Here is a 3,583-nt window from a genome sequence, read left to right as displayed (position 1 = left end):
TCCGTCCCCTGTCCCAGCACCAAACAAGTGCGCCAGGCGATCTCCGCTAGTCGGGACTTCTTGCTGTCGGAACAATACCCCGATGGTTACTGGTGGTCTGAGTTGGAATCTAACGTTACCATCACGGCGGAAGTGGTCATACTACATAAAATTTGGGGCACAGCAGCCCAAAGACCCCTGGAGAAGGCGAAAAGTTATTTGCTCCAACAACAACGGGACCATGGTGGTTGGGAATTGTACTATGGCGATGGCGGTGAACTGAGCACCAGTGTAGAGGCCTACACAGCCCTGCGGATTTTGGGTGTTCCAGCTACAGATCCAGCCTTGGTCAAAGCGAAAAATTTCATTGTTGGCCGGGGCGGCATTAGCAAATCCCGCATTTTCACCAAAATGCACCTGGCCTTAATTGGTTGCTATGACTGGCGGGGCACCCCTTCCATTCCCCCTTGGGTCATGCTTTTGCCCAATAATTTTTTCTTTAATATTTACGAAATGTCCAGTTGGGCCCGCTCCAGTACGGTGCCTTTGATGATTGTCTATGACCAAAAGCCGGTGTACGACATTGCCCAAGGCCTGCGGGTGGACGAACTCTATGCGGAAGGGGTGGAAAATGTCCAGTACAAATTGCCGGAGAGTGGCACTATTTGGGATATTTTCATTGGTTTGGATAGCCTGTTTAAGTTGCAAGAACAGGCCAACGTGGTGCCCTTCCGGGAACAGGGTTTGGCCCTAGCGGAAAAGTGGATTTTAGAACGGCAAGAGGTTAATGGGGATTGGGGTGGCATTATTCCGGCGATGCTCAATTCCCTGTTGGCCCTGAAAGTGTTGGGCTATGACCTCCATGATCCCTATGTACAAAGGGGCATAGCGGCGATCGACAATTTTGCGGTGGAAACGGAAGATAGCTATTCCATCCAAGCCTGTGTTTCCCCGGTGTGGGATACGGCCTGGGTGGTGCGGGCCTTGGCAGAGGCGGATCTAGGTAAGGATCATCCCGCCCTAGTTAAAGCGGGGCAGTGGTTGCTGGATAAGCAAATTCTCACCTACGGCGATTGGCAAATCAAAAATCCCCAGGGTAAACCGGGGGCCTGGGCCTTTGAATTTGATAATAATTTCTACCCTGATGTTGACGATACCTGCGTGGTGATGATGGCTTTACAGAGCATTACCATCCCCGATGAAGCTAGAAAACGGGGGGCAATTGATAAAGCTTTGCAATGGGTAGCCACCATGCAGTGCAAAACCGGGGGCTGGGCCGCCTTTGATATTGACAATGACCAAGATTGGCTTAATCAATTACCCTACGGGGATTTGAAGGCCATGATTGACCCCAGCACTGCCGACATTACCGCCCGGGTGATTGAAATGCTTGGGGCCTGTGGTTTGACCATGGACTCTCAAGGAGTAGAAAGGGGTTTAGCCTACTTGCTTCAAGAACAGGAACAGGATGGTAGTTGGTTTGGCCGCTGGGGGGTGAATTATCTCTATGGCACCAGTGGGGCCCTATCTGCTTTGGCTATTTACAATGCCCAACGTTTTGCCCCCCAAATTAAAGCGGCGATCGCCTGGATATTGAGCTGTCAAAATGCAGATGGGGGCTGGGGAGAAACCTGTGAAAGCTATGGAAATAAGCAGTTAAAAGGCAAAGGCAACAGCACTGCTTCCCAAACCGCCTGGGCTTTAATTGGTTTGTTAGATGCCCTCAAATATTTACCTAGCCTCGGGCAAGATGCCAAACTAACCACGGCGATCGAGGGGGGGGTGGCTTTTCTCGTCCAGGGACAAACCGCCAAAGGCACCTGGGAAGAGGCAGAATTTACGGGCACCGGCTTCCCTTGTCATTTTTATATCCGCTATCACTACTACCGCCAATATTTTCCCCTCATTGCCCTAGCTCGCTATAACCATTTACCCACATCAGCAGAAGCCCTGGGGTGATATCCGCCCGACTAACCCCTGGCGATCTGGGGAAATCTATCCTAAGATTGGAGGGGTTAAACTACGGGATGTAGCGCAGCTTGGTAGCGCGCCTGCTTTGGGAGCAGGATGTCGCAGGTTCAAATCCTGTCATCCCGATTCGCTATTTCTGTACAAGTTCAATGAAGTTTTAAATGATGTCCTGACGTTTTTTAAGCAGGAAGATGATTGCTAGGTACAAAAATCCCTGGAGCAAGAGAACTTGCCAATTAATCAATAGATTGCCCCAACTGGGATCGTAAACGGGATTAGTTTTAAAGGCAGATTCCATAACTTTGTCGTCGGGGAAAATAATCGGTTCTGGTACAAGACCATTGATGTCCAATAACGTGCCATAGGCACCAATGGACCAACGACTGACTGTTAACCAGGAAAGATACTGACTCACCCCTTTAATTTGGAACAGTACACCAGAAAAAATGATTTGGGGCAGTAATAAAATTGGTAAGGCAGTGTTAGCCTGGGTTTCACTTTTAGCAAAGGTAGAGACCATAAGGCCTAGACACAGGGCACCAAAGAGGGTCAGATAGGTTGTTATTGTCAGGCCTAGACCCCACGGTAACAGGGTCGCTGGAGGATGGCCAAAAGCCATGAGAATAACTGCCACCATGGCTAGGGTTTGCAGAAAAGCCAACCCCGACAGTACTGTCACCTTAGAGGCGATGTAGGCAAATAGGTTCAGGTTAACCAATCTTTCTCGGCTATAAATATCGTTTTCTTTGACTATTTCCTGAAGGGAACCGGCCAGACCCACCCAGATGGCAGCACAACTGAATACCAACAGTACGGTTTGGGCTAGGGGGGCAAGTTTGGGGTCTGCTTCACTGCCCAGAATAAATGGTTCCCTAGCGGCGATCGCCAAGTCAATTAATAAAATGCCAATGGGAGCAGTGGCAATGGCAATGCCCACGTTAAACGGATCTCTAGCCATAATTTGCCCGTATCTTTGACAAAGAATCCAAGCTTGGCGGAGGGGAGATACCCTAGGGGGGCTGGGTTTGGGAGTAATAACGCTAGAATCACTCACTCCTAACCGTTGGTCAATGTATTGGTGTTGATAGCTAGACCAGCGATATCGTTGAGTTGTGTGGATCACCGCGGTTTGGTTATCCAATTGAATATAAACCTCAGCAAAATCGCCATTACGGAGATTAAAAAACTGGCAAGCGTCACTAAAAGTGCCGAAATAACACAGATTACCCCCCTGACCTAAAAATACCAGGCGATCGCACAGATTAATATTGCCGGTGGCGTGGGTTACTAACACAATGGTGCGCCCTTGATCTGCCAATTTTCGCAGGAGTTGCATCATCTTTTTGTCTAGACCTGGATCTAAGCCAGAGGTGGGTTCATCGAGGAAAAATAACTTTGGATCTACCAGTAATTCCACGCCAATGGATACTCGTTTGAGTTGACCGCCGCTTATAGCTGATTTATTTAATTTTGAGACGTTTTGCTGGAGTTGTATGGTAATATGTCGGAAGAATAACACAAGAATCCATAAATAAATCAGTCATGACTTACGATCTTGATTTACGTATTAAGGTTATAGATTTCATCGAGAGTGGTGGTGGAATCACAAAGGCTTCGAAAATATTTAAGGTAG

The 3,583-nt window shown here is 48.4% G+C and carries 3 protein-coding genes and 1 tRNA gene; 3 read left to right on the top strand and 1 reads right to left on the bottom strand.

What is annotated here, in order from left to right; genetic code table 11:
- Together shc and IQ219_RS18065 are read left to right on the top strand one after the other, a co-directional pair.
- A partial coding sequence (gene shc / locus IQ219_RS18070) for a squalene--hopene cyclase (protein ID WP_228017325.1) occupies positions 1–1,938 on the top strand: 1,938 nt, incomplete at its 5' end.
- A gap of 64 nt (positions 1,939–2,002) precedes the next feature.
- Positions 2,003–2,076, top strand: a tRNA-Pro gene (locus IQ219_RS18065).
- Positions 2,077–2,107: 31 nt separating this feature from the next.
- Here IQ219_RS18065 and IQ219_RS18060 read toward each other — a convergent pair.
- Positions 2,108–3,469, bottom strand: coding sequence for an ABC transporter permease (locus tag IQ219_RS18060; RefSeq protein ID WP_368667634.1), 1,362 nt, complete (start codon positions 3,467–3,469; stop codon positions 2,108–2,110).
- Positions 3,470–3,492: 23 nt separating this feature from the next.
- Here IQ219_RS18060 and IQ219_RS20620 point away from each other — a divergent pair.
- Positions 3,493–3,583: IS630 transposase-related protein (locus tag IQ219_RS20620; RefSeq protein ID WP_228017256.1), on the top strand; the 91-nt coding region annotated here is incomplete at its 3' end.

It is taken from the genome of Synechocystis sp. LEGE 06083 (assembly GCF_015207725.1).
Lineage (GTDB): Bacteria > Cyanobacteriota > Cyanobacteriia > Cyanobacteriales > Microcystaceae > Synechocystis > Synechocystis salina.
Note: the sequence above shows the minus strand (reverse complement) of the source record. Positions and strands in the feature narration are given on the sequence as shown.